General features: G+C 54.7%; 19 protein-coding genes. 9 read left to right on the forward strand and 10 right to left on the reverse strand.

Annotated elements, in window-relative coordinates; all coding sequences use genetic code 11:
- Position 1: 1 nt before the first annotated feature.
- From GO984_RS12500 to GO984_RS12525, 6 genes are all read right to left on the reverse strand, one after another.
- Positions 2 to 715 carry an ABC transporter ATP-binding protein gene (locus GO984_RS12500; protein WP_157022865.1) on the reverse strand — a complete coding sequence of 238 codons (714 nt, stop codon included), beginning with the start codon at positions 713 to 715 and terminating at the stop codon, positions 2 to 4.
- Positions 708 to 1742, reverse strand: coding sequence for a branched-chain amino acid ABC transporter permease (locus GO984_RS12505; RefSeq protein WP_157022866.1), 1035 nt, complete (start codon positions 1740 to 1742; stop codon positions 708 to 710). Before GO984_RS12505 ends, GO984_RS12500 begins: the two co-directional genes overlap by 8 nt.
- A 4-nt stretch (positions 1743 to 1746) precedes the next feature.
- Complete coding sequence (locus GO984_RS12510; protein ID WP_157022867.1) at positions 1747 to 2700, reverse strand: branched-chain amino acid ABC transporter permease; 954 nt, start codon at positions 2698 to 2700, stop codon at positions 1747 to 1749.
- A 72-nt stretch (positions 2701 to 2772) separates the two neighbouring features.
- On the reverse strand, positions 2773 to 4029 hold the full coding sequence (locus GO984_RS12515; RefSeq protein ID WP_157022868.1) for an ABC transporter substrate-binding protein: 1257 nt from the start codon (positions 4027 to 4029) through the stop codon (positions 2773 to 2775).
- Between the two features lie 151 nt (positions 4030 to 4180).
- Positions 4181 to 5779 (reverse strand): GMC family oxidoreductase, encoded by a 1599-nt coding sequence (locus tag GO984_RS12520; protein WP_157022869.1) that lies wholly within the window; start codon positions 5777 to 5779, stop codon positions 4181 to 4183.
- Positions 5780 to 5788: 9 nt separating this feature from the next.
- A complete protein-coding gene (locus tag GO984_RS12525) occupies positions 5789 to 7195 on the reverse strand; it encodes an aldehyde dehydrogenase family protein (protein WP_157022870.1) in 1407 nt (468 codons plus the stop codon).
- A 157-nt stretch (positions 7196 to 7352) separates the two neighbouring features.
- Here GO984_RS12525 and GO984_RS12530 point away from each other — a divergent pair, with 157 nt between their 5' ends.
- Positions 7353 to 8288 (forward strand): helix-turn-helix domain-containing protein, encoded by a 936-nt coding sequence (locus tag GO984_RS12530; protein WP_157022871.1) that lies wholly within the window; start codon positions 7353 to 7355, stop codon positions 8286 to 8288.
- A 169-nt stretch (positions 8289 to 8457) separates the two neighbouring features.
- On the opposite strand, the gene GO984_RS12535 is transcribed toward GO984_RS12530, so the two are convergent.
- Positions 8458 to 9030 carry a UbiX family flavin prenyltransferase gene (locus tag GO984_RS12535; protein WP_157022872.1) on the reverse strand — a complete coding sequence of 191 codons (573 nt, stop codon included), beginning with the start codon at positions 9028 to 9030 and terminating at the stop codon, positions 8458 to 8460.
- Positions 9027 to 10535, reverse strand: coding sequence for a UbiD family decarboxylase (locus GO984_RS12540; RefSeq protein ID WP_167740330.1), 1509 nt, complete (start codon positions 10533 to 10535; stop codon positions 9027 to 9029). The genes GO984_RS12535 and GO984_RS12540 overlap by 4 nt, the downstream gene beginning before the upstream one ends.
- Positions 10536 to 10672: 137 nt before the next feature.
- On the opposite strand from GO984_RS12540, the gene ubiT reads away from it, so the two are divergent.
- Genes ubiT through GO984_RS12560 form a run of 4 tightly spaced genes read left to right on the forward strand, consistent with a single transcriptional unit; the run spans position 10673 to position 14361 of the window.
- Positions 10673 to 11215, forward strand: coding sequence for a ubiquinone anaerobic biosynthesis accessory factor UbiT (gene ubiT, locus GO984_RS12545; protein WP_167740320.1), 543 nt, complete (start codon positions 10673 to 10675; stop codon positions 11213 to 11215).
- Positions 11215 to 12192, forward strand: coding sequence for a ubiquinone anaerobic biosynthesis protein UbiU (gene ubiU, locus GO984_RS12550; protein WP_157023032.1), 978 nt, complete (start codon positions 11215 to 11217; stop codon positions 12190 to 12192). Before ubiT ends, ubiU begins: the two co-directional genes overlap by 1 nt.
- 4 nt (positions 12193 to 12196) lie before the next feature.
- Positions 12197 to 13114, forward strand: coding sequence for a ubiquinone anaerobic biosynthesis protein UbiV (gene ubiV / locus GO984_RS12555; protein ID WP_157022873.1), 918 nt, complete (start codon positions 12197 to 12199; stop codon positions 13112 to 13114).
- On the forward strand, positions 13114 to 14361 hold the full coding sequence (locus GO984_RS12560; protein ID WP_245231106.1) for an NnrS family protein: 1248 nt from the start codon (positions 13114 to 13116) through the stop codon (positions 14359 to 14361). The genes ubiV and GO984_RS12560 overlap by 1 nt, the downstream gene beginning before the upstream one ends.
- Before the next feature lie 55 nt (positions 14362 to 14416).
- Here GO984_RS12560 and GO984_RS12565 read toward each other — a convergent pair whose 3' ends face one another.
- Both GO984_RS12565 and GO984_RS12570 read right to left on the reverse strand, forming a co-directional pair.
- Complete coding sequence (locus GO984_RS12565) at positions 14417 to 15562, reverse strand: alkane 1-monooxygenase (RefSeq protein ID WP_157022875.1); 1146 nt, start codon at positions 15560 to 15562, stop codon at positions 14417 to 14419.
- Complete coding sequence (locus tag GO984_RS12570; protein ID WP_342448089.1) at positions 15559 to 17004, reverse strand: cytochrome P450; 1446 nt, start codon at positions 17002 to 17004, stop codon at positions 15559 to 15561. Before GO984_RS12570 ends, GO984_RS12565 begins: the two co-directional genes overlap by 4 nt.
- 256 nt (positions 17005 to 17260) lie before the next feature.
- Here GO984_RS12570 and GO984_RS12575 point away from each other — a divergent pair, with 256 nt between their 5' ends.
- From GO984_RS12575 to GO984_RS12590, 4 genes are all read left to right on the forward strand, one after another.
- Complete coding sequence (locus GO984_RS12575) at positions 17261 to 17899, forward strand: Crp/Fnr family transcriptional regulator (RefSeq protein WP_342448085.1); 639 nt, start codon at positions 17261 to 17263, stop codon at positions 17897 to 17899.
- Between the two features lie 395 nt (positions 17900 to 18294).
- The gene (locus GO984_RS12580; RefSeq protein ID WP_167740321.1) at positions 18295 to 19509 is read left to right on the forward strand and encodes an ROK family protein; all 1215 of its coding nucleotides are present in this window, start codon (positions 18295 to 18297) and stop codon (positions 19507 to 19509) included.
- Entirely contained in the window at positions 19506 to 20771 is a 1266-nt protein-coding gene (locus tag GO984_RS12585; protein ID WP_157022878.1) for a M20 family metallopeptidase, read from the forward strand. The genes GO984_RS12580 and GO984_RS12585 overlap by 4 nt, the downstream gene beginning before the upstream one ends.
- A 14-nt stretch (positions 20772 to 20785) precedes the next feature.
- On the forward strand, positions 20786 to 21841 hold the full coding sequence (locus tag GO984_RS12590) for a substrate-binding domain-containing protein (protein WP_245231093.1): 1056 nt from the start codon (positions 20786 to 20788) through the stop codon (positions 21839 to 21841).
- The last annotated feature ends 98 nt before the right edge of the window (positions 21842 to 21939 follow it).

The following is a 21939-nucleotide window of genomic DNA, read 5'->3' on the forward strand; positions in this document are numbered from 1 at the left end:
ATCAAATATCCTCGGTACCAAGATAGGCTGCTTTGACCTTGGGATCTGACAGCACTTCAGCTGTTGGACCAAAGGCGATTTTTCTACCAAAATCCAAAACCAATGTTTCGGAACAGATGCGCGCAATCAGATCCACATCGTGATCAATTACCAGGGTCTGCGCCCCGGTTCTTGCATGGATTTCCAGGATCAAATCACCCAGACGGGCCGTCTCTTCCACCGACAGCCCCCCCGCCGGTTCGTCAAACATGATCAATTTGGGATCGCCCACTAGACATTTGGCGACATCGGTCAAACGCCGCTCAAATGAATTAAGTCTTGCTCCGGGCCTATCGGCCTGTTCAGCCATGCCCACGATTTCTAACACGCGGGCGACATCTTTGCTTTTGTGCGCAGAGGTCAGTGTCGAGTGATCCACCTGGACAAGCACATTTTCTGCAACCGTCAGGTCATCCGCAATTTCTTCTTTTTGAAAAGACCGCCGCAGACCCCAATGTGCACGTTTGTATGGGGCTAACCCCATCAAGTTTTGATTGTCTTTGACTATCTGACCGTTTTGGGCTGCTACAAACCCCGAAACCACATTCATCAGCGTGGTCTTACCCGCTCCGTTTGGGCCAATAATGCCGCTCACGGGGTTGGCGAACTGAGTCTCAACCCCGTCAAGAGCCACCACACCGCCAAAGCGCACAGTTACATTCTGAACCTCAATCATCTGCACTGCCCTCAATAACGGTAGACGGGACTAAGCCCAGTTTGTTGCTCAGCTTGTGACTTAACCCAGCGAAAAACTCCGTGATTTGACCGGCAATACCGTTTGGCGCTGTGATAACAGCATGCAGCAACCCTGCGCCAAAAATGACAAACGACAGGTCAGCGTCCACCCCCCAGTTGTTCAACAACGCTGGCAAAACCCGGAACAACGCGGCAGCAATGACAGCCCCTAACCAGAACCGGGCACCGCCGACCACAGCAAGAGCAAAAAGCATGACACTTTCGCTGGCCCTAAATGTACCACCGTCCAACAATCCCAGACTACCCGCCAACAGCGCACCAGCCCCGCCAGCCAGCAGCCCCGAAATCCCAAAAGCCCAAGCCTTGTAGAAGGTGACGTTAACGCCAGCCGCCATTGCCGCCGCCTCGGACCGCCGGATAAGTGCCCAGGCCCGCCCCGGGGCCAGTCGCCGGTGCAACTCGATGAATAAGAAAGCTAAGGTCACCATGGCTACGACATATCGTAGATAGGCCTCGGGGCTTTGTGCCAATGCGGGTCGTCGGAACCCTGCCCCCGACCCTGTCTGAACACCCCAAAACCCGGAACCACCATTGGGAAACTGAAAGGTCGAGAGAATAATCTCCAACCCACCGGCTGCCATCAAGGTGACTAGCGCAAGATACAACCCTCGTAGCCGCAGGGCTGGCAGCGCCAACACCCACCCCAGTACCATTGTTGCAAGCCCAGCGATCACCAAGTTGACCTCAAACGGCAGCGCAAACCCATGATTTAATCGCAGCATGACCCAACCGCCTACGCCCATAAGCCCAACTTGAGTCAAGCTAACCATACCCAGGCGGGCATACATGAAGGCCACCCCAGCAATTGCCAGCGTAAAGCACCCCATAGATGTAAAGACACTCAGCCAAAGGCTGCCAGCAAGAGTAGGCACAACAAAAAAAGCAAAGGCCGCAAACAGAATTCCGGCAGCGCCCGATGGCGTGATATGAAAAAGTTTTGGCAGCATTAAATCAATCCCTTCCGCCAAAGGTGAGTTGCGTACCACGCTGGGACCACAACAAGACCAAAGAGGCGATAACAAATGGGGCAATGGGGCGCGCGCCTTTCAAGACGGGTGACAGGGTCAGCAGGCTTTCGATCACTCCCATCGACAGGCCACCAACAAGCACAACCACCAGGTTGTCCAAACGGCCACAGATGGCAGCAGCAATCGAAGGTATCACCATAAAGGTGATAACCGTCGGTTCCAGCCGGATCAGATCGCCGAACATCAGCCCGGTAAAGCCAGCAATCAGCCCTGACAGACCCCAGGCAATGGTTTCGACCTTAAGAATTGGAATGCCAATCAGGGCAGAAAGATCTCGGTCATTGGCCAATGCCCGCATGTTCAAGCCAATTTTGGTCTGGCCCAAAAACAGATAAATAGCGATGACCAGCCCAATCGTAGACAAAAACACGATCATCCGGGTGGCTGTCACACGCAACCCTAAGAGCTTGATCCCAATTTTGTCAGTTGGCAGCGAAATAGAGCGAGGATCATCAATCCAGAGAAAGCTGACCAAGCCAAGGATGATCAGCGCAAAACCCAGCGTGGCCACTGCCTTAACCACCGGTTCACGCCAAGCCAGCAATGGCGCTATCATTCGGCCGTAAAACAAGGAAATGAGCAAAGCAACAAGAATGCAGGCCGCCCAAGTGAGAGGCGCCCAAACCCCCCATTGGCCGAATTGCCAGGCCGTCATCACGCCGGCGGCACCCGCCGCGCCATTGGCAAAGTTTAACACGCCCGTGGCACGGAAAAGCACCACCAACCCAATTCCACCCAGGGCATATAGTGATCCAACCGCCAGCCCAGAGACGAAAAACATCCCGATGATCTTGTTTGGCTTGCCCCAGCCCAGCCAAGTCACAACCACCACCATGAGCACGGCATAGATCAGCCAGTTGATGTATTTAGTCTTCATCACAACGGTTCTTTCCGGTCAAAAAAACACCCGCCGAACCTATCGGCGGGTGTGATACACAAATGCTTGGTGTCAGCGCAGGCCCAGCTTTTTTTCCAAAGCGATATGCGGTTCGAAATAGGCGCTGTCGAATTCATAGCAGTCGCGCACAACCTTGAAGCCGCCGCCAACCATCTGAAGCATATAGCCCGCATGGTTTGGCATGTGGAAATCGGAGTCACCGACGTAATAGGGACCACACATAAGGTCCGACGTCAGGCCTTTGATGGACTTGATCGCATCAGTCACCTTAGCACGGTCACCAACCTCTGCGGGGTCCATCGCCAGCATGGTGTCTGTGAAGAAGCGCGCCGAGAGGTAGCCCGACTGGGCAAAGGTATCGCGCGGATCATTGGGGTTGGCATAGCTATCCATCACAGCAAGCCAATTTTGCGCATCCGCGCCATTCAGATGGAAGGGGGCAAGTTCCGCATTCACCCAAACTTTGCCATCCCAATACTCACCCAAGGCTTCGGGGACCGACAGGTCATACAATGGTGTCGGCGCGATCCAGTTATACGAGTCCCGCAGGTCCTGTTCTTCAGCGGCCTTCAGCACCGCAATGGCCAGCCCCGCTGGCAGGTTCATCAGGATTGTATCCGCACCGTTGGCGATCGATTCCAACAGGGCCGAGTTCACATCCGGAGCGCCCGGGTTGAGCAGCGCCATCGAACCATCACCACCACGGGCCTTCATCAAGTCGATCGAAGGCTGACAAGACCAAGGGCCGTTGTTGGGAATATTCAAACCGATGCAGGCCACATTGGTCGCACCCAGCTCTTCTTGTGCATATTGTGTTGCGCCAAGATTCGAGGGCAGTGGACCTTGGTTGGTCGACACAATGTTAGACGATTCAAAACATTCAGAAATGGCGCAGGCCGATGCCATAACCATGACATTGGCTTTGGCATAGGTGCCTGCGTTTACAGCCATTTCCATAAACGACCCATTGCCGACCAAGGCCACAGCGCCAGCATCATCAACCAGCTTGGCAGCCGCTTGTGATGCCAATTCCGGGTTCCATTGGTCATTCTCCACCCGGTAATCGATGGGGCGACCGTTGATCCCCCCATTGGCATTAACGCATGAGAAATAGGCCGCAGCGGCATCGGTGGACGCCGAAAAATCTCCGGGAGCTGCATTGCCGTGGATACCACCGACAATGATGGGTTCACCGGTTGCTGCCTCGCCAGTATTGCTGCCGCAAGACGGTGCCGCAGCAGCCTGACCAGCCATGGCAACGCCAATGAATCCTACCGTTGCTGACAACATGATGTTCAGTTTCTTCATGATTTTCTCCCTAGATATTTTGATTGCCGGTTGTTTCGCGCTTAACACCGCCACTGCGTCCAAGCTGGCTGACGTCCCTCCACAGACATCCCCAACAGCGAATGGTTTGTTACCGATTGCTTTCCTTTCATCCCTGCTACCTAATACTGGATCAGCAATTCAGCGCCTCTTTGCCTGTGATGAACCGTGCTCCCCGCTCAGCGATCATCATCGTTGGAGCATTGGTATTACCAGAGACCAACCGGGGCATAATCGACGCATCCGCAACCCGCAGGCCTTGAACCCCGCGCACCCGTAGCTCGGTATCGACAACTGCCATTGGATCACTGTCGGGCCCCATCTTGGCGGTACCAACCGGATGAAAAACGGTCTTGGCTGTCTGGCGAATGAAATCCTTTAGCGCATCATCACTGTTTTCGATGCCCGGCTCTGGCAGGGCCCGCCGTTTGATCAATCGGGCCAACGACGGGGCCTCAAGGATCTCGATTGATTTCTTTACCCCCCGCACAAGGATTTCGAGATCGTCACTATGTGAGAAGCTACCGGCGTCAAAAAGAGCTGCGTCCTTGAAATCAGCTGATCTCAGCTTGACCGAGCCGCGAGACTTCGGGCGTAAAAAGCAAGGGCCAATGGCAATGCCGTGCTCTTCGATGGGCTCGCGATCCGCCCAACCCACCATAAAGGGTAAGACATGCAACTGCAGATCCGGCAACCCAGCGTCCGAAACATCGATAAAGCCCCCACTTTCCACCACATTTGACACCAGCATGCCGGTCCGCGTCGCCAGGTACTGCGCCATATGCAATGCACCCCGGAGCCCTTTGTCCTGACGATAGAACGAGATTGGATCTTTGGTGACGCCCTGTACTGTCGTCTCCAAGTGGTCTTGATAGTTTTCTCCGACCCCCGGCAGATCCGCGACCACCTCTATACCGTGATCCGACAGGTGCTTGGCGTCTCCGATGCCGGACAATTGCATCAACCGGGGTGTTTCAATTGCCCCAGCGCATAAAACTACTTCACCAGCCGCCCCATAGCGTGACCCATCTTCAAGCATGACCCCCACCGCTCGGGTGCCCTCAAACAGGATCCGTGCAACCCGCACCTCAGTTATGATTTTCAGGTTTTTACGCTTTTCTGCCTTGCGCAAAAACGCCTCGGCTGCTGACCAGCGCCGCCCATTATGGGTTGTGGTTTGATAGAACCCCACACCGGTCTGGTCACTGCCGTTAAAGTCTGGATTGTAAGGGATCCCGGTTTCCTGAGCCGCCCGAATAAACGCCCTACTCAGCGGATGATGAAACCCGGTCTCGGATACATGCAATTCCCCCTCGGTGCCGTGAAACTCACCGGAATGCTCCATGTTGGTTTCAAGGTCCCGGAATACAGGCAAAACATCCGAATACCCCCAACCACGATTGCCATCCTGCGCCCAGCCATCGTAATCTTCGGCCTGCCCGCGCACATATAGCATCGCATTCACCGAAGATCCGCCGCCGATCACGTTTCCCTGCAACACAACTGATGGCCGTCCGTTCACTTCCTCAGCGGGTTCACCAACATAGGCCACGATATCCCTGCCCTTTTCGATAACTTTGAAAAAGGTGGCCGGGATCTTGATGAACGCGGCATCGTCACGGCGTCCGCTTTCAATCAGCAGCACCCGTGCTCCGGGATCTTCGGATAGTCGGCTTGCCATCACACAGCCGGACGAACCACCACCGACAACGATGTAATCAAACTTTTCCATGGGCTTACCTCAACTAAAGACAACCTGAATGTTGGTGTATTCCGCCAGACCTTCTTCGCCGAATTCGACACCAAGACCGGAGGACTTCACGCCGCCAAAGGGTGCATTTGGCTGGATCGCACCATGTTTGTTGATCCAGACCGATCCGCATTGAAGCTGGCGCGCAACGGTGCGGGCTTTTTCAACGTCATTAGACCAGACCGACCCGCCCAAACCGTTTTCGCTTTTGTTTGCAGCGACAATGACTTCATCAATGTCGGTATATTTGATGATCGGAAGCGCCGGGCCAAACTGCTCTTCATCGACCAGAGCATCCCCATTGGAAAGATCAGCAATGATTGTAGGAGGGAAAAACAGCCCTTCACCGGGGGCTCCCCCCAACAGGATACGGCCCTTGGTTTTGGCATCAGCGACAAGTCGTACCACCTTGTCAAATTGCATTTGGTTGCCGATCGGACCCAAGACCGCATTTTCATCCTGGCCATCACCAACCTGGATATTGCGAGCGTAGTTGACCAATGCACTACAGACGGCCTCATAAACATCTTCATGAACATACAGCCGCTTCATTGCCGCACAGGTTTGCCCATTGTTGATGAAACTACCCCAGAACAACCCCTCGGCAATCGCCTCTGGATCTACGTCCGGCAGCACAATGCCTGCATCGTTGCCACCCATCTCTAGGGTCAGGCGCTTCATTGTCTCCGCCGAGGAGGTCATCACCTTTTTTCCTGTTGCACAGGACCCGGTAAAAACCATCTTGCCGATGTCAGGATGCGCCGCCATGGCCGCGCCAATATTCTCCGAGACATCATCCGAGGTCACAACGTTTACGACCCCTGCAGGCAAAACTTCGTTCATCAGTTCTATCAGGCGAAGCGTCGACATAGGCGTATAAGGGGATGGCTTGATCAACACTGTGTTGCCCGTGCGCAGCGCTGGCAGAATATGCCAGACTGCAATCATAACCGGGAAATTCCAGGGGGTGATCGACCCGACAACCCCAATAGGATTGCGGTGCAGTTCAACGCGGCCTTCTTCGTTATCCTGCAGTACCTTTACCGGCAGTGACAGACCGCCAGTATACCCGGCCCAAGCCTGCGCTCCGCCCAGTTCAAACCTTGAGCCAAGCCCGTTCAATGGCTTGCCCTGCTCCAATGTAACCAGCTGCGCCAATTCCTCTGTATGCTCTTCGATTTTTGCCGCGACAGCCGCACATGCCGCCTGTAGCTCGTCATCCGAACGCTTTGACCAAGTCTCAAATGCGGTTTTGGCTGCTGTTACCGCACGGTTCAAATCCCCAAGACTGGCGTTGGGAACACGCCCCACCACGTCACCCGTGGATGGGTTTTCCACGTTGAAATTTGCAGCTGTAAATACTGATTGGCCGTTAATCATCATACCAAAGTCCGGCATGCTTCCCTCCCAAGAAACTTGTCTCCTTTACAAGTTAAGGATCGAATTGTGGTGAGGTCTTGGGGGCTGGCGACAAAAACCTTGGACTCTGGCGACGACCAAAGCAGCGTTCAAAAATAGTTGGCGCGAATCCAATTTATCTGCATCTTAGGCCACTATGCTTGCAAACATCGCTCACTCCAAACTGCCGGTCGAACAGTTCAACACTGAATTGCGCGACATCTGTGGGGCCTTCCAAACTCAGGCCACGGAACAACAAACTGAACACCGGGGAGCGCTTCAGGTCGAAGAACGCTTTGGTTTGGAATTTGCACATGTCGCGACAGACATACACGCGATCCGCCGTTCAAATCGGGATGTCCGGCAGGACGACGGCGAAAATTTCTTCCTGATTTTCCAGGAAGAGGGCCGCGCGTTGATGTCGCAGAATGACACAACCTGTATGCTTCAACCTGGCGACATGATCCTGATCGACAGCGCGAAACCCTCTGAGTTCACCTTCTTTGGCAAATTTCAACGCCAGCTCTCACTTCACCTCCCGCGGCAAGAGATGTCAAAGCGATTTGGTGAACTTATTCACGGCGGCAAGTTTCTCACTCAGAACGACCAAACTGCGCAAGCCCTAAGCGCGGTTGTCTCAAAGGCATTTGCGCATAATTCCAATGAAACGCAATCAAACTACCTGCGTGAGGCGCTGTTTGGTCTGATTGGGGCAATGCTGTTTGAACAGGCCAGCGATCCCAATGCCGCTGGGATTGATGCGGATGTTTCCGGTGCGCAAACCCTGAAGGGGGGATTGAATTTTATTGATCAGTGTTTCTCGAACAATGAACTCACAATTCCTCAGGTTGCCGATCACTTGGGCACTTCGATGCGCCAACTGCAGCGCAGCTTTGCGCTTATTGGCACCACGCCAACGGATTACCTGATCCAAAAACGGTTAGAACACGCCTGCCAGCTGTTGCTCGCGCGCCATTCAAAGCCCGGAACTCAGCTTGTATCCACAATTGCCTACGCCAGTGGTTTCAACGACGTTTCCTATTTCAATCGTCAGTTCAGGCGGGCCTTTGGATGTGCGCCAGGGCAATTCTAATCGGGGACATCTGACGCGGATGTCAGATCAGTGTGAAGGCGTTGTGTAACTTGTCGCTCGGTCTAGACCTGTCCCGACGGATGCGATCTGCAACGTGCCAACCAAGTTATTGGCCCCACAACCGGATTGTTTCCCGAATGACAGTTACATCCCGCCCGGGCATTTTCGTTTAGCCTGTTGCTCCCCATCGCTGCGCAACAGGCGCAGCAACGTTCAGCATATCAATCGCACGGGCTGCAATTTGGTCCACGATGGCGGCAACATTTTGAGGTTTTAAATAGAAGGCCGGCACGGGTGGCAGAATAACGGCACCCAATTCTGTTGCGGCCGTCATGTTTCGTAAATGTGCCAGTGTTAACGGGGCCTCGCGGGTCAACAAGATCAGACGTCGACGCTCCTTGAGTTGTACGCTCGCCGCGCGGGTCAACAGGTTATCGTCCAAGCCATGTCCAATGGCCGCCAGCGATCGCATCGAACAGGGGGCCACGATCATGCCTGCAACGGGAACCGAACCTGAGGCAATGCTGGCCCCGATGTCGTCGATGGCATGGCAGCGTGTGACTAAGCCTTGCAAAGTGGCAAGCGCCTGCGCGCCACATTCTGCGTCGAGGGTACGCTCTGCGGCGGCACTGGTGACCAGATCAGTTTCAACCTGCATATCTGACAGTTGCCTCGCAATCGACAGCCCCAATGCTGCGCCCGAGGCCCCCGCCACGCCAAGTACAACACGCGCCTCGCTCATCCCCCTGCCCCCGGCATCAGGCGCGCAACCAGATCAGCGGCAAAACCTGCGTCTTCCTCTGACATTCTCATAACCGTGCCCCATTCTCTGGATGTTTCACTGTCAATTTTTGTGGTGGCATCAATGCCCATCTTCCCAGCCAGACCCGGTTGCGGAGAGGCAAAATCAAGATAGTCCATCGGCGTATTATCTAGCAGCATCACATCACGCGCCGGGTCCATCCGGGTGGCCAGAGCCCAGGCAACGTCATCCCAGTTTCTGGGGTCGATATCTTCGTCAACAACCACAATCATCTTGGTATAGCTGAATTGTGGCAGCATCCCCCACAGTGCCAACATCACACGGCGCGCCTGGCCCGGATAGCGTTTGCTGATACTGACAACGGCCATGCGATAGGAGCACGCCGCTGGTGGCAACCACAGATCATGAATTTCCGGGATCTGCGCGCGGATGGTTGGCAGGGCCAGTGTATTGAACACTTCTCCGATAATCGCCGGTTCATCTGGTGGGCGCCCGGTATAGGTGGACAGGTAAACGGCGTCTTTGCGATGGGTGATCGCACTCACCTCCAGAACCGGAAAAGGCTCTGCCGGGTTGTAATATCCGGTGTGGTCGCCAAACGGTCCTTCCGGAGCAAGTTCACTAGGTGAGACCCATCCTTCCAGCACGGTTTCGGCATCAGCGGGCACCATCAGGGGAACTGTTTTTGCTGGCACCAAACGGGGGCGACTGCCATTCAACGCACCTGCAAATGTCAGCTCGGACACGGATTCGGGCAAGGGAAGTGCTGCCGAGAGCAACGTCGCAGGATCGGCACCCAAGACCACAGCAACGGGCGTCTTTTCCCCTTGCCGCGCCCAGCTTTGGTGATGCGCCGCACCGCCACGATGAGGCAACCAGCGCATGATCAACCTATTGTGGTCCAGAACCTGCGCCCGATAGACACCTGCGTTATAGGTCCCGACCTCTGCGGCCTCGGTTCCATGGGGGCGCGTCACAACCACTGGCCAGGTTATCAGTGGCCCTGCATCTTGTGGCCAGTGCGTCTGGATCGGCAGAGCCATCAGGTCTACGTCATCACCTTTTGAGACAACACTCTGCACCTGCGCAGACTTGACGATCTTAGGGCGCGTTGCCAATGCCGCCTTAAGCATCGGCCAGCGCGACAATGCATCCCGCAATCCATCTGGTGGCGTAGGTGCCCTAAGTGCCGCCAGAAAAGCCCCAAGATCGTCCAATCCGTCCAATGTCACGCCCAACCCGGCGGCAACCCGCTCGGGTGTGCCAAACAGGTTCAGCACCACGGGAACTGTCGACTTAGCCCCCCCTATCAGCAGCGGATGGTCAAACTGCAGTACCGGCCCCCGACGTTCAAGCACTGCACGATGCACGGCGGTCATTTGGTGGGTCACCGAAACCGGGTCTGGCACATGCTGAAACTGGTCAGACGTGGCGCACCAATCAAGGAAGCTACGAAGGCTGGGATATGAAGGTAAAGTTCGAATGGGACGGTTCCAGACTTAAGACTTGTAGCCCTTAGCAACAAAACCGTTTGGAAAATTGACACCCATCAATTTCCATCACCCAAAAAGCTCTTACGAAGGCTTCAGAGAAGTAAAAATCGAGACAACAGGAAACTCATGTGTCCCAATCCCAGGCCTTAATCCCGCTGTTTCCACCGGGCCTTGCGCGTGTGCTCAGGGTGATCCCCCTTGCGCCGCTGTCATTATCGCTGACGGCCTATAGCCAAAAAATCGCAAAATCCCATCCCAGCCTGTTTCGACGTCTTGGTGAGTTTGACCATGTTAAGTTTGTACTGGACCCGGTCGATCTGCCCTTTGTAATCTGTTTAGCGCCATCTGGCGGCGTGCCGCGCGTGACAGTGACGCGGGGAAAAGGAGACGGAGTCGCGCGGATTTCCGGACCTCTTGCCGCCTTGATTGGCTTGGTCCATGGGGCATATGACGGCGATGCGCTCTTTTTCTCCCGCGATCTGGTGGTTGAAGGCGATACCGGGGCAGCCCTTGCCCTACGCAACGCAATTGATGATGCCGAACTTGACCTGGCACAGGAAATTGCAGCAATCTCAGGCCCCTTTTCAGGCCCTCTGCTACACCTGACTGCATTTATCCAGCGGCACACCCAAGTTTATCTGACCCGACCAGAAGAGGCCGAAGCATGGTGATGGAAATCGTTTGCCCGGCTGGGACACCGGCGGCTTTGCGTGCAGCGGTCAAAGCCGGAGCCCACACCGTCTATTGTGGATTTAATGACGAAACCAATGCCCGAAATTTCCCAGGTCTGAACTTTGACCGGCAAGAAATGCGCGAGGGGATCGCCTTTGCCCACGCGCATGGTTCTAAGGTCCTGATTGCGATCAACACCTTCCCAAGGGCTGGCAATGAGGCCATTTGGCACCGCGCTGTAGCGGACGCTGAGTCTTGTCACGTTGATGCGGTGATCCTGGCGGATCTGGGCCTGCTGGACTATGCGGCCCGCAACCATCCTGGCCTGCGCCGCCACCTCTCGGTTCAGGCGGCGGCAGCAAACGCCGATGTCATAAACTTCTACGCCCAGACCTTTGACGTGAAACGTGTTGTCCTGCCACGGGTACTGTCAGTGCAGGAAATTGCTGCGATCAACGCAGAAACCGAGGTGGAAACCGAAGTCTTTGTTTTTGGCGGCCTGTGCGTGATGGCCGAGGGGCGCTGCTCGCTATCGTCTTATGCCACTGGGCTGTCGCCCAACATGAATGGTGTCTGCTCACCTGCAAACCACGTCGAATACCGTGAGGATAAAGGCGTACTTGATGCCCGTTTGGGCGGTTATACCATTCACCGCGTCGGCCAAAACGAGCCCGCCCCCTACCCTACCCTGTGCAAAGGGTGCTTTGGTGCCAGCAACAAAAGTGGTCATCTGTTTGAAGATCCAGTCAGCCTGAACGCTGAACAATTGATCCCGCAATTGCAAAAAGCTGGTGTCACCGCGCTCAAGATCGAAGGCCGCCAAAGATCGCGGTCTTATGTGGCACAGGTTGTGCGCAACTTCCGAGGCGCCGTCGACGCACTGGAGGCAGGACGGCCGATGCCCGAAGGCATGCTGACACGTCTTTCCGAAGGTCAGGCCATGACAACCGGCGCCTATAAAAAGACCTGGAGATAATCGGATGGAACTGAACGTTGGACCAAATCAGTTTTTCTGGTCAGCGGATCGCTGGACAAAGTTCTATAACGACCTAACCAGTACGCCGGTGAACCGGGTGGTCTTGGGCGAGCTCGTGTGTTCCAAGCGGCTGCCCTTCTATCAGGATCGGATTCCCGAAGCAGTTTCCACCCTAATTGAAGCGGGCAAAGAAGTGGCCCTGACCAGTCTTGCCCTGATCACCCTAAAACGCGAGCGCAAGCAAACGGCGGAACTGGCAGAGATGGGTGTCGAGGTTGAGATCAATGACCTGACAACCCTGCCCCATCTCCCCAAGGGGGCAAAGCTCTCAGTTGGGCCACTGGTCAATGTCTATAACGAAGGCACTCTGGCCTGGCTTGCCTCCCAAGGGGTGAAACGTATTTGCCTGCCACCGGAACTGCCCCTAGCTTCCGTTAGAACCTTAGCCTTTGCGGGGGCTGACCTAGGCGTTGCAATCGAAACTTGGGGGCATGGGCGCCTGCCCCTGGCGATTTCCGGTCGCTGCTATCATGCCCGTCTACACAAGCGAACCAAAGACAACTGCCAGTTCGCCTGCGAAGTTGACCCTGATGGTTTGGACGTGACCACCCTGGAGGGCCAACCATTTTTGGCCATGAATGGAGTGCAAACCTTGTCCGACACTTATGCCACCGCAGTTCATCAAATTGATACACTCAGAGAGGCCGGGGTGTCGGCGCTTCGCCTGTCGCCACAATCCAATGGGTTCATTGAGCTTTGTAAGCTGTACCGGCAAGTGTTGGATAAGGATATCAGCGGCGCGGCTGCCATCAAAACCCTCACCCGTCTGGATGATAATGTCCGGCTTTCCGATGGGTTCCTGACTGGCAACCGCGGAGTGGATTGGTCAGGAGACCAAGCGCAGCCTACGCTACGGGTATGATGCCCACAGCGAGCACGGACTGCGACCTTAGCCATTTCTGGGAGGCCCCGCACCGGCCGTTGTTCCTAGCCGCATTCTTTTGCGCGTTGGCTACTATAGCTTGGTGGCCTTTGGGAGTGAGCCATGGATTGCCTGCCCCGCAGTTTGAACCTGTGGTATTGTGGCACGTCCACGAATTGGTTTTCGGTTTTGTGGCCGCAGCTATGGCCGGCTATTTGCTCACCGCCCTGCCCAATTGGACAGGCCTGCCTCTGCTGCGTGGGGCACCCTTAAAGTTGTTGTTGCTGTTTTGGCTGGGGTCTAGATTGACAATCGCACTGGCCGACCATCTGCCTCTTTGGTTACTTCATATATTCAACACCGGCTATTTCCTTTGGCTTGCGGGAGTGCTCTGTCAACAGTTCCTATTGGCGAGACGTTTTCATAAGAGCTGGATATTGGTGGTTGTCTTAGCCATCGGATGTGCCGAGGCCCTGTTTTTGCATACCGCACTGGAAGGGTCTCATTCAGCCAGCCTCAATCTGGCCCATTCCGCGGTGATCGGGATCACCCTGTTGATGACAATTATCGGCTCACAGGCCATTCCCGCCTTCACCAACAACTGGTTTATGCGCTGCGGGCGCACTGAACTTTTAATCCCAGCGATGCCCGCCGCGCGCAATCTGACAATGGGGTTGATGGTGCTAGCCATTTTCGGACTGACGCTCACGCAGTTCGACCTGGCTTATGGGGCACTGATCTGCGCCGCGTTGACCCTTTTGTGGATCATGAGCGGATGGCGAACGACAACGATCTTGCGCAACCCACTTTTGGCGGCACAGCATTTGGCGTTTCTCTGGCTGCCTGTCGGCCAGATAGCCATCTCTATCTTGTGGTTCTTCCCCGAGATCTATCCACTGACGACTGCCCTTCATACCCTTACCATAGGCGCGATGTCTGGTCTGATCATGGCAATTGCAGGACGCGCGGCCGCTCATCAGTGCAATGGCGACATGCAAGCCGGCAAAGGCTTTATGCTTGGCGCCTTGATGATGTGGGTCACCACCTGTGTCCGACTGGCAGCTCCTCTTGCTCCACACAACTCACATACAATCTTGACCATCGCCGCAGTGCTCTGGTGCCTAAGTTGGGGCGTCTTTATCGCCGGGTTTCTTCCTGCAATTTGTGGACCTGTCGTTCGACCGGTGCTGAGTGGGAAAAAACATCCGGCGGCCACTCACCTACCATCACCTAGGCCGCGACAGTGATTTGAACTGGCTCAATGGCAAGCGCGATCCCCGTGGGTTGATCGCAAATGTTTGATCACCCGGCACCCTTCGGTTTCGGTAACGTGCCGTTTTTGTATGCGCTCCAATCTTCGATCTCGGGATAGAACTTTTTGCGCCAAGCCCGGACGCGCGGGTTGAACACTCGCCGCCACAGAAGCGGGATCATTGCCAGTGCTGTCATCGGCGGATAGCCAGTTGGCAACATCGGAACTTCGCTTTCGTCATAGACCTGCAACAGCGGAAAACGCCGCATTGGATGAACATGGTGGTCAGCATGACGTTGCAGATTGATCAACAGCAACCCTGAAACACGGTGTGCTGAATCCCAGGAATGATGCGGCCGTACAGGCTCATATTTTCCATCACCCAGATGTTTGCGCGTCAGCCCATAGTGTTCGACATAGTTGGTCAGCTCCAACTGCCAGATCGCAACAAAAGCCTGAAAAACAAACAGACCCACACCGGCCCAACCGCCAATACCAAATGCGATGGCTAGAAACGTTGACTGTAGCCCGAGATATTTCCAAATAGGATTGGACAGATGCCATGGTGAACGTTTGCGCCGGGCCAACATCGCCTTTTCCGCACGCCATGCCGATCCGAAGCCTGTCAGTAAGATACGCGCGTAGGCCCGGTGAAACCCCTCGTTATAGCGGGCTGTCACAGTGTCACGCGGTGTGCCAACATAAGGATGATGGACCAACAGGTGTTCGGTTCGGAAATGCCCATACAGCACCAGCGCCATCAACAGGTCCCCCAACCCGCGCTCGACCCGGTTGGATTTGTGGAACAGCTCATGTGCATAGACTATGCCAACGGTGCCAGTGGTGACGCCAATACCAAACATGATGCCCAGCGTTTCCAATGTTGAATACTGGCCGACGCGCGTAAGGTAATAGAGCGTTCCAAATACCAAGGCGAATTGTACTGGAAACCAAATGCAGGTGAGCAAACGAAACCAAAACAATTCGGCGTCCGGGGTCTCTGGGTCCGGGTTGCGCAGGTCCTTACCCACCACGGCGTCCAGCAAAGGCATCAGCACCCAGCCGTAGATTGGGATCAGAAGGATGGTCCACCCCCCAAACAGAACCGCCAGAACCACCAGTGGAACAAAGGTGAGTGTCATCCAATAGGGCCAGGCGTTTAGCCGTCCCTTGCTATCAGTAGTGGACAGTGTCATGTGCCGCTCTCCTTGTTGATCTTTTCCGCCCGTCGGGTCAGGCGCAACCGAATACCATTGGCCGAACGCACGGTAAGCTGAGCGGCAGGTATTGGCGTATCCCCCTCGACCAGCTCAAACCGATAGGCCCGCACCAGCATCGACAGAAGCAACACACCTTCCGCCATCGCAAAGGCCGAACCGGGGCAAACCCTAGGGCCTGCTGAAAACGGGATGTAGGCCGACCGCATGCATTCCTTGCCGTTAGGGGTATCAAACCTGCCCGGATCAAATTCATCAGGTCGATCCCACAACCGTTCATGACGATGCAAATGCCATGGGCTAAGAATAACCTGAGAGCCGCGCTTGACTTCACGGCCGCGAAACTGTTCCGGACAGGCCGCCTCGCGGACATACATCGGCACTGGGGGGTACAGACGCATTGCTTCGCGAAAGACAGAACGAGAATGGCGGAGTTTGGACAGCGTTGAGAAATAAATTTTCTCGGGCTCCATCGTCTCAAGTGCCTCCGCCGCCAGTTTATTCTGCCACTCAGGATAGCGCGCTATCAGATACAGCGCCCAGGCCAGTGCAGCAGCCGAGGTTTCGTGCCCGGCAAGAAAGAAAATCGCGACTTGGTCAATCATCTCTTCGGTTTCAAACACCTTGCCGGTTACGGGATCTGGGGTGATCATGATCTTGGTTGCCAAGTCATCTGGGGCGGTGCCATCGGCAATAGCGCAGGCGCGCTGCTGGGTCAGTTGTCCAATCAGCGCACGGATTCTACGGGCCGTTTCCTTGGTTTGGCGTGAATGGAAACGAGGAAACCACTGCGGCAGCGGTAGTATGGCTGCAACATTAGCAACCGGTTGTGCCGCCTGATGCTGGCGAAAGGCCTCAAACGCTGCGTTTGCAATTTCATGTTCAATGGGCACCGAAAACAAGGTGCGAAAGATCACATCCATTGCGAGGTGACTGGTCTGAGCCTCAATTTCCACCGGGGAACCATCCGCCATGGGCTTCAGCCGTTGAACGGCCGCAACGCCGCTGTCCCACATAGACGGGAACACCTTGCGAATTCGACCTCCTTCAAATGCCGGATCTATGATCCGACGCTGACGTGCCCAAGTCTCACCATTCGAGATGAAAACCGACTCCCCCAACAGCGGCTTCAGACCAACCCGGATGCGTTCGGATTTTGGAAAATCTTGCGCTCGTTGCTTCAGAACAAGATCGACCAATGCCGGATCATTGCACAAGTATGATCGAAGGAACGGCGTTCGCATTTCAGCCATCCAGGCGCGATACAAATGCGCAGGCTGGGCCGACAGAATGTCCTTTTTGAATTGCCGGAAATAGGTCCAGAGAGAGACCCGCCCCTGTCGTGACGCAGGCTTAGGCGGTGCATCTGGCAGTCTGATCAGGTCATGGTCCAGCAATTCGGTTTCCCCGATTGTGAAAATGGTCAAAGTTGGACGATTTTCTCTTGGCCTCTGGGTTTTGTAATTGACGATCATCAAAATCTTGGCTCGATGGCTGGTTTTCTTATCTAAATCAGGCCGAACCGCAGGTGTTATTGACCAGCATCAAACACAGGTCAGGCAGTTATGCCTATTCAGCTGTATGATATCTGATCCGAGGAGCGGAATGCCGGACCAATCGAATAGTTCACACCCTTGCGGAAACTGCGCATTTTACAGGGACAGCATATGGCAGCCTGTGTCATCCAGTTGCGTATCCGTTCTGTCGCGAGGATTTTCGCGCAGGGATCTTATAGCGGGACAATCCCTGTATTATCAGGATGACGACAACCGTGGTGTGTTCTGCGTCTCCAAAGGTCTAATTGCGCTACGCACCCAACACCATGACGGAACATCAACGTTGATGCGGCTGGCGTATCCGGGGGAAATCATTGGGTTTCGGTCTTTTCTCGAATCTCGCCCACACCGTACCGAAGCACGCGCGCTTGTCGGCTCTCGCGTTTGCACCGTAGCCCAACGTGATGCACGACATGTCGTGCAGGGCAATCCATCAGTACTGACCCGTTTAGCGTCACGCTGTATAAAGGAAATTGACCGCAATCACGAACGGATTATCGCCGCAGCAACAACGTCAAACAAGCAACGGTTATCAGATATACTGCTTAGGTTGATGGAGACGCATGGTGAGCGAACCGGGCAGTTTCTGCATATGCAACTACCACTGTCGCGCTCAGACCTTGCCGACCTGATTGGAGTGCAAACCGAAACCGTGTCACGCCTGTTCACGCGCATTCAGGCCGACGGGATTTTTCGCGTGTCTGGTCGTGAAGTTCAAATGCTTTCTGTCCCGTCGAACAAGAAATCTGCCAACATGTAAGCCGTTGACCTCGGGCGTTTGGTTGCTCACTGGAGGAGTTTATGGTCGGCATCGGAAATTCACACCCTCAATCCCAACAATCAATCTTCATTGAAGTCGTTCTGTTTACCTAACTGCACTTCGGTATTTCGAAGGGACGCGAGCCAAATCTATTTCCGCTAGCCTGATTAGTGTCGAACCTCTCTGTAAGTATTTGAAAGAAAAATGTTTCGTCATATTGAAGCGCAACAATTCTCCCCTTTCTCCTCAAGAATATTCCCCCTGACACCTCTGCAATTCCAGCTCAACAGGTAGACCAAATCGACGCGGCATACAAAAAGTCATCGCAAAATGAGTTGACTCAAACGTGTGATTTCTATTAGTTCGGTAGGTAGACGAACTAATAGGGGCCCACTGTGCTTGATCAATCCAACCTATCGCGACGCATGACACTCAGCTCGGTTGTTCAGGCCATCACATCCTATGGCCCCATATCGCGCGCAAGCGTCGCCAAGATGACGGGCCTATCCAAACAAACAGTTTCGGAGATTGTGTCCTCGCTTGAAAAAGATGGTTGGGTACAAACCGTTGGGCGTACCGAAGGAAATGTCGGTCGCCGCGCAGTGGTGTATGAAATTGTGCCCGAGGCCGCGCTGGTTGCCAGTGTCGATCTGGGTGGAACCAAAGTACGCACCGCCCTATGTGACCTAACTGGAAAAGTTGTTGCTGAAATGGTTGAGCCCACCACTCAAAGCGGTGGTGAAGCTGTCGTTGATCAAATCGGGCGTCTTATTCTTGAAACCGCCACATCTCATAATATCGAACAAGAAAAAATTCGGGTTGCAGTTGTTGGAGTACCCGGTGTCCCCGAGGCTGAAACAGGCCATGTAAAAATGGCCCCCAATATCAAGGGCGTCGATGCGGTCAATTTCCCCGAACTGTTGAATGAGCGGCTTGGCATTGAGGTCCTTGTCGAGAACGATGTGAATCTGGCGGCTCTGGGTGAACACTGGATGACCCATCAGGGCGACAAAGATGATCTGGTCTATCTATCAATTGGCACAGGAATTGGTGCTGGTGTTGTCATCGGCGGCAAATTGGTACGCGGCGCTTCTGGCGCAGCAGGCGAGGTCGGATTTTTGCCTTTTGGAGCTGATCCGTTTGAGGAAGACAGCAAAACAACAGGTGCTCTGGAACGGGTTTCAGCAACGCAGGCGATCACCAGCCATTATTTCCAACTAACCGGCACCAACAAAAACGTCCCTGCTGTATTTGACGCGGCCCTCGCCGGTGATGCCCACGCTAAACAGGTTCTGGAAACCGTTGCCAGCTATATCGCACGCGCTGTGGTTGCAATCGCATCGGTAATTGATCCAGCCTGTGTTATCATCGGCGGCTCCATCGGCGCACGCGAAGAGCTGGTCAGCCTGATCAAGCCAGAAATTGACCGCTGCTTCCCCCGCTCTATTCCGGTTGAACCTTCTATTCTGGGCAATCACGCCGCCCTTGCAGGCGGCACCTCCATTGCCCTGTCGCGCCTCCACATTGCCCTGTTTTCAGGCGGTCTTCCGGGGGCACAAATTGTCGTTCCACCACCCCATGTCAAAACCTACCTTGAGGACGTGACATGATCAACGAGACTATAAATTCCAAGTTACGAGCAGCCCAAGACAATCTTGCAGATGTTGAATTGCTGCAGGCAGCAATAGGCAAGCAAAGCATAACAGGCTCCGAAGCTAACTTTGTTAAGCATCTGCAAGAAGTCTTGGCGGTTACTGGGCTAGAACCTATCACTGGTGAATTCCTGCCGGGCCGCCCAAACATTTGGGGTCAGCGTAAAGGGTCCGAACCCGGACCCAACCTGATGTTTGTCGGCCATACAGATACGGTAAACGTACAGGGCTGGTCCGAAGCCTGGGCAGGTCAAACTCGCGAGAACCCGTTTGGCGCTGTCGAAATTGATGGTGAAATCTGGGGGCGCGGAGCCTGTGATCTCAAAGCTGGAATCTGCGCCTCACTGGCGGCGTTGCGTTTGTTGGATGCTGCCAACATCAAACTACGAGGGCAAGTTTCATTTGCCTTTATCGGTGACGAAGAAAGTGGTGAACCCGGACTGGGTGTCAGCGCCGGTGCCAAGGATCTTGTGCAACGGGTCAAACAGGGTGAAATCTCGACACCCGATTTTGCGATCTATGTCGAACCAACCAAGCTCAACGTCTACACCGCACAAATTGGCTTTTTCATCGCCGATATCAAAGTGACCGGAAAGTCAGCTTATTTTGGCACCCCAGAGGATGGGGTTGATGCCTTGAAAGCGAGCCACAAAATCCTGTCCGCTCTTTGGCAGCACGAAGAAGAGCTCACGTCTGGTCCAGCACATGATTTTGTCGGCCCCTCAGGAATTTTGGTGACTGACATCAAAGGCGGCGGATACATTGCCGTCCCCGGTCAGTGTTCGTTGTCGGTCATTCGTAAACTACGCCCTGGTGAAGAGCTGGACAAAGCCGTTGCCCAGTTTGAAGAGGTTGTAAATTCAGCAGACTTAAGCGACGGGATTTCAGTAGAAATGGAATACCCCGCCGGCCGGGATCATCCGTTTGGTGGCTCACCTGTTGAAATCGACCCAAACCATGACGCCGCGCGTTTGCTGGCCGAATGCGTCCAACAAGAGCACCCTAGTGGAGGCCAGATTGGTGGTGCCCCCTATTGGTCAGAGGCGCCGTTTCTGGTGAACGAAATTGGCTGCCCAACGGTCTACTGCGCACCGGGCGACATCAGTGTCGCCCACACATTCAATGAACGCGTCAATGTCGATGAATATCTGGCAGCAGTCCGTTCATTTGCCCTGTTTATGGTTGCCTACTGTGGCACCGAGACAGGCAACGAAGAATAACAAGGAGGAACTCAATGAAACATCTAACAAAAACCTGCCTGTCTGCTGCGGCCTTTGCGCTGGCCACCCTGCCAGCTTTGGCCCAAACCATGGGACCACAGGGCGAAACTGCCACCCCATCCAATGTCGTTGCCGTTGCAGACGCCGATGTCGAAGCCGTGCGAGCGGGCAATCACACTGCCGCCCTGTTGTGGCACGATCAGTCCGATTTTGTGAACGCCGTGACCGCCGGTGCCACTGCCGAATTTGAACGCCTGAACATCAAAGTGGTTGCGACCACAAGCGCCGGATTTGATGCCGCCAAACAGCGTAGTGATATTGAAACTGTTTTGGCCAAAAATCCCAGCATCATCCTGTCACTTCCTCTTGACCCTGTAACTTCGGCTGCGGCTTTCGAAGAAGCCAAATCCGAAGGCATCAAACTGGTGTTTCTGTCTAACTTGCCCTCTGGATATGAGCACCCTGCCGACTATGCGGCTATTGTGACCGATGATCTGTTCCAGATGGGCAAACAGGCGGCGGATGCACTGGCCAAATCAATGGGTGGGACCGGCACGGTAGGCTGGATCTATCACGATGCCAGCTATTATGTCACCAATCAGCGCGACAACGCGTTTAAAACAACCATTGAAAACGACTATCCAAACATCTCGATCGTTGCTGAACAGGGGATCACCGACCCTGCCCGCGCGGAAGAAATTGCCAATGCTATGTTGCTACGCAACCCAGACCTTGGCGGCATTTACGTCACCTGGGCTGGCCCAGCCGAAGGTGTACTGGCGGCCCTGCGTGCAAATGGTAACAAAACCACCAAGATCGTAACGCTGGATTTGTCCGAACCCGTTGCGCTAGACATGGTCCGTGGCGGCAACGTTGCGGCGATCATCGCAGACGAGGCTTATGAACTGGGTCGTGCAATGGCTGCTGCTGCTGTTCTGGACCTGTTGGACCAAGACGTGCCCCCATTTGTAGTGGCTCCTGCTGTCACGGTTACAGCTGACAACGTCGCCGAAGGCTGGATGCAGTCCCTGCATATCAACGCTCCGGCAAGCCTGACAACCAGCAACTAAATCAAGAAATTGCCCAGCAGAAAAAGTCACGTTCTGCTGGGCGGTTGCCCCGTTCCCTGTGGTAGATGCACTGACCATTGGACCAAACAACGTGGCGG

The organism is Parasedimentitalea huanghaiensis (assembly GCF_009753675.1).
Taxonomy (GTDB): domain Bacteria; phylum Pseudomonadota; class Alphaproteobacteria; order Rhodobacterales; family Rhodobacteraceae; genus Parasedimentitalea; species Parasedimentitalea huanghaiensis.

Coding starts and splice junctions, on each gene's coding strand:
- GO984_RS12500 (WP_157022865.1), bottom strand. CDS start 715: ATGATTGAGGTTCAGAATGTAACTGTGCGCTTTGGCGGTGTGGTGGCT.
- GO984_RS12505 (WP_157022866.1), bottom strand. CDS start 1,742: ATGCTGCCAAAACTTTTTCATATCACGCCATCGGGCGCTGCCGGAATT.
- GO984_RS12510 (WP_157022867.1), bottom strand. CDS start 2,700: ATGAAGACTAAATACATCAACTGGCTGATCTATGCCGTGCTCATGGTG.
- GO984_RS12515 (WP_157022868.1), bottom strand. CDS start 4,029: ATGAAGAAACTGAACATCATGTTGTCAGCAACGGTAGGATTCATTGGC.
- GO984_RS12520 (WP_157022869.1), bottom strand. CDS start 5,779: ATGGAAAAGTTTGATTACATCGTTGTCGGTGGTGGTTCGTCCGGCTGT.
- GO984_RS12525 (WP_157022870.1), bottom strand. CDS start 7,195: ATGCCGGACTTTGGTATGATGATTAACGGCCAATCAGTATTTACAGCT.
- GO984_RS12530 (WP_157022871.1), top strand. CDS start 7,353: ATGCTTGCAAACATCGCTCACTCCAAACTGCCGGTCGAACAGTTCAAC.
- GO984_RS12535 (WP_157022872.1), bottom strand. CDS start 9,030: ATGAGCGAGGCGCGTGTTGTACTTGGCGTGGCGGGGGCCTCGGGCGCA.
- ubiU (WP_157023032.1), top strand. CDS start 11,215: ATGGAAATCGTTTGCCCGGCTGGGACACCGGCGGCTTTGCGTGCAGCG.
- ubiV (WP_157022873.1), top strand. CDS start 12,197: ATGGAACTGAACGTTGGACCAAATCAGTTTTTCTGGTCAGCGGATCGC.
- GO984_RS12560 (WP_245231106.1), top strand. CDS start 13,114: ATGCCCACAGCGAGCACGGACTGCGACCTTAGCCATTTCTGGGAGGCC.
- GO984_RS12565 (WP_157022875.1), bottom strand. CDS start 15,562: ATGACACTGTCCACTACTGATAGCAAGGGACGGCTAAACGCCTGGCCC.
- GO984_RS12585 (WP_157022878.1), top strand. CDS start 19,506: ATGATCAACGAGACTATAAATTCCAAGTTACGAGCAGCCCAAGACAAT.
- GO984_RS12590 (WP_245231093.1), top strand. CDS start 20,786: ATGAAACATCTAACAAAAACCTGCCTGTCTGCTGCGGCCTTTGCGCTG.